We start from the raw sequence: 4,168 nt of genomic DNA, 5'->3' as shown, positions 1-4,168 counted from the left end.
GGGGGGGGGGGGGGGCGGCCGGCCCGGGGGGGCCCGCCCACCCCCGGTTCAGTCGCCGGAGGTGTCAGCCGTCGCGCCGTCCCCGGCGATAGCGTCGGCGGGGTTGGCGGGGTTGGCGGGGTTGGCGGGGTTGGCGGGGTTGGCCGGGGTCATGGCGGGGGCGGTGGCCGGGGCAGGGTGGGCCGGGGCGTGGTTGACGGTGGGGGCGAGGGCGAACCGGCGGGGCCGTTCCGTGGTCAGCACCGCGTTCCCGAGCTGAACCAAGCGGTCCAGGGCGTTGGCCACCGCGCCGGACGAACGGCCGCCCAACGCCTTGGCCATGTCATGCGGGCTGAATTCCTTGCCGGGGAACTCGGTCAGGTGCGCGTAGATCTCTTCCCGCAACGCACCCGGCCGCGTGCTGCCACCCGCACCCGTGCCGCCACCGGTCCCCGGACGGGCCCCTGATACCGGGTGGGCGGGGGTGGCGGTGCCGGTCAGCGCCGCCCGCGCACTGCGATGCGCCGACGCGACTTTCGTCATCGCCATTTCCAGGCACCCCAACGCCATCACCGCGTTCCCCTCGTCCTTCGCCGTGAGCACCCCGTAGAACAGGTCCGCCAGCTCCGACAGGTCGGCACGGGCCCGCGCCCACGCCGGGTCATCGGCCACCGGATCAGACACCGGCTCGACCGCGTCGGCGTCAGGGGCCGCGTCGAGGTCACCGTCCACCCCACCCGGCACCTGACCGGCCGCCTCCTCGGTCAGGTCTGCCTCGTCATCGGTCGGCTCGTCCGCCGGGGCGGGCTCGGCCGAACCAATGCCGGACGGGACGACCTCCTCCTCCGAAACGGGCACCGCGTCCGCGTCCGGCGTGTCCGTGTCGGGCATGGGGGTGGGGTCGGGTGCGGCGTCCGGTGTTTCGGGGGCCGGTGTGGGCGCGTCGGCGGTGTCGGTTGGCTCGGTCGGCGCGGCAGTGTCGGCCGGGGAGTCGGTGGGGTCCGTGGTGATCGGGTACCACCGGTCAGCCGCGCGCCCGCGCCCGCCGTCGTTCACGCCCGGCTCACGGCGGGCGTGCCCGTCGGCTTCGAGTTGGCCGAGGATCTTCCCCGCGACCGTGCGGTTCAGGTCGGCCGCCGCCCCGATCATCGTGGCCGACCCGCCGGGCTCGGCGTTCAGTGCGGCCCACACCGCCCCCACACGCCCGTCCGCGTCCGTCGCGGGGTCAGTGACCGGGGCGGCGTCGGGGCCGTCAGGGGCCATTACGGGCGCGTCCGTGGCGGGAATCGCAGCGGCGGTTCCGGTGTCGGTAGGAACGGTTTCGGTAGCGGTCATTTCCGGGGTATGAATAGCCATTTCGTGACGCCCTTTCCGATCGAATTCCCGGCCCCGGTGTGGGCCGGTGTTTTTCGTTTGCGTCACGACCATCCCTCGCCACTAACCCGGCTGGCAAGCCGACCCGGCCACAAATAATGTCACCCCAACGGCTGGAGAGGCTAACCTAACAAAACAACCTCCGACCTGCGAAAACACCTCGCGAGAAGGCGACGGTTTCGACTTGACATCCCGGGCCGGCCCGGCTCGTCACCCCATGAGAAGACGACGGCGGACGATACCCAATTGCCCGAATAGCATCGTGAAGAACCTTCGAGGTAAACGCGTATCCGGGTTGACAATTGTGCCGGGGTCGAGCGTCCATGGAATTAGGCGGGAAACACCGCCGGAAAACCGCACCGGAATAACACGCCGCGCCATTCCGGGGCCACCACGAAAGGGCACACCCGCATGACGCCGAACACCAACGCCACCCCCGACACCGCCGCCGCCAGCATCACCGTGGAACCCGCCCACCTACGCGGGCTGGTCGACACCGGCCCCGGCCACACCCTGATGTGGGACGGACATGACCTGCTGATCGGGCCCGCCGCGATGGCCGACCACGGCACCCTGCTGGAGATCACCACTCAGGAAGAGATCACCGCCACCCTGGCCAACGACGCCCCCGGCGCGCCGCCCACCCCGGGCAGCATCGCCGACAGCGTCACCGTGACCGCCCGCCTCCGCCTCGAAGGTCAGCGGCTCACCGCGTCGCTCATGGCTGTCAGCGGCCCTTACACCGCCGCGCTACGCCCCTACGGCATCCACCGCGACCAGCCCAGCCACCTCGACCCCGCCACCGGCGACATCATCACCCGTTATCGGACGCCCGACGGGGCCACCGCCACCCTCGCCACGCCCTACATGCGCGATACCCGGGCCTCGATCACCATCACCATCACCATCACCGTTGCCGGGGCCGGGGGTGACACCGGGGCCGATCCGGCACCTGCTTACATCGCGACCGTGCCGCGCCGCACCCCGCCCGCCGCCGTCGCCGCGCTGATGGCCACCGCCGCCGGACTCACCCCCCACACCACCGACCTCTACCGCCATCTCAACGACAGCGGCTTCCCCGACACCATCGAGCAGCTCACGATCGCACCCACCTACGCCCGCGCTCTCGCCGCCCACGGCCCCGGTTGGGCGATCATGTGGAACGACGACCACGGCCACCCCGTCATCGCCCGCCCCGAACGCGGCGACGACGGCACCCTGCTGGAAATCTGCCGCTACGAGGAGATGTATACCCTCAGCCGGTGCGACACCTGCGATGACGCCCGCACCTGTGACGCGTGCATGTTCGGACAGCCCGACTTCGAGACGGTCGCCCGCAACATGAGCGACCTCCTCGGCGACTACCACCTCAGCATCGACGACATCGCGTACTGCATGCCCGGCGTCCTGCCCTACACCCGCGCCCTGCGCGCTCACGGCTACGAACGCCACACACAGGGCCACCGCTACAACGCCGACCACACCCGGACGGGCCACCATGACGCCTACGGTCAGGACTACCGTTCGCCTGAAGGCCACCTGGTCGAGGTGATCATCCCGATCAACCCCACCCCCGCCGACCCCGCCGCGCCGCCTCTCACTATCCGGTGGACCTACCTCGGCCACACCACCCCCGGCGACACCTATCCGACGACCGACCTTCTCGCCGACACCCCGCCCGCCGAAGTGGCCGAGCTGATCGCCGCTCACATCGCCATCCACCCGCCCACCCCCACCACCCCCGACACCACGGACGGCGCGGACGGTGCGGACGGTGCGGACGGTGCGGACGGCACGGGCGCGTCTGACAGCGCCGCCACGCCCGCCACCGCATAGCCCCGCCCCCGGGTATGTCTACGGCCCCGGGCACCGCCCCCACGGCGGTACCCGGGGCCGTAGACATGCGCCCGGCCGGTCAGCCCGCGTCGGCGAATCCCCACCCGGTGGCGTCATCCAACGCCGCCAACCCCAAACACCCCACCCGGCACGGCTCACCCGCCCCGGCATCGCACCCGTCACACGCCCGCGCCGGGTCAGCCGGACGGAAGATGCCGACCGGGCCGCCGGGTAGATCCGCCGCCCGCGTGACGTAGCGGGCCGGGTTCAGCACCACATCCGTGGGCCGGACATCCGCCGCCGCAACCGCCATAAACTCGCCGTCGAATTCGTTCGCGTTACACGCCATTTCTTCCACCTTTCTACTTTCTCTCGCTGACATTTCTATTTTATCTCGATAGCGGCAACGAAAAAGGGGGTGCGGAACTTTATCTCGTGGCCAAAAGGTAAAGTTTTCCGGCGGAATTCACAGCCGCCGCACCGCCCCGGCCGGGTGCCCGGCCACCGGCGCATCGCCCGGCCGGGGCCGCGCGTCCGGAACCCGTTTGACCTGCTCGTTCGGAGGTTCGGCTCGTCGTTCACGGCGAGGTCACCGCGAGGGCCGGCCCGCGGCCTGGCCGCGGGCTGGCAACTGCTGATGGGGGAGAAAGAAGGGGAAGACGTGGAGGGCGGAAGAAGGGAGGAGAAGATGATGTAGGCATCCACGAGGACACGCGCACACATATTCAAAAGGAGTCGTCTTTAGACGAGTCGGGCCGTCCACCGCTATGCCCGAAACTGGCGTGACCTGCGAAAACGATCCCCGCAGGGGGTAGCGGTCTTAACCGCGCACCGGAACGCTACCCCCATTTCCAGTACGGAAATCTGCCCCCATTTTCTCGCCCTCCCGAGGCAGGAACCCGGCCGGACCGGGAAGGGGATGTGGTGGGGTGGGCGCCGCCCCCAAACCAAACGCCCACCCCCCCACCACCCCCCCCCC

3 protein-coding genes are annotated in these 4,168 nt (G+C 70.4%); 1 reads left to right on the top strand and 2 read right to left on the bottom strand.

Going from position 1 to position 4,168, the window contains the following annotated elements:
* Window positions 1-48: 48 nt before the first annotated feature.
* Complete coding sequence (locus tag ACFWYW_RS24975) at window positions 49-1,242, bottom strand: hypothetical protein (protein WP_379628125.1); 1,194 nt, start codon at window positions 1,240-1,242, stop codon at window positions 49-51.
* A gap of 522 nt (window positions 1,243-1,764) precedes the next feature.
* Between ACFWYW_RS24975 and ACFWYW_RS24970 the strand changes: the two genes are divergently transcribed.
* Entirely contained in the window at window positions 1,765-3,189 is a 1,425-nt protein-coding gene (locus ACFWYW_RS24970) for a hypothetical protein (protein ID WP_379628127.1), read from the top strand.
* A 79-nt stretch (window positions 3,190-3,268) separates the two neighbouring features.
* Here ACFWYW_RS24970 and ACFWYW_RS24965 read toward each other — a convergent pair whose 3' ends face one another.
* Window positions 3,269-3,547, bottom strand: a complete 279-nt coding sequence (locus tag ACFWYW_RS24965; RefSeq protein WP_379628130.1) for a hypothetical protein — start codon at window positions 3,545-3,547, stop codon at window positions 3,269-3,271.
* Window positions 3,548-4,168 lie beyond the last annotated feature (621 nt).

Source organism: Nonomuraea sp. NPDC059023 (assembly GCF_042740095.1).
Lineage (GTDB): Bacteria > Actinomycetota > Actinomycetes > Streptosporangiales > Streptosporangiaceae > Nonomuraea.
Note: the sequence above shows the minus strand (reverse complement) of the source record. Positions and strands in the feature narration are given on the sequence as shown.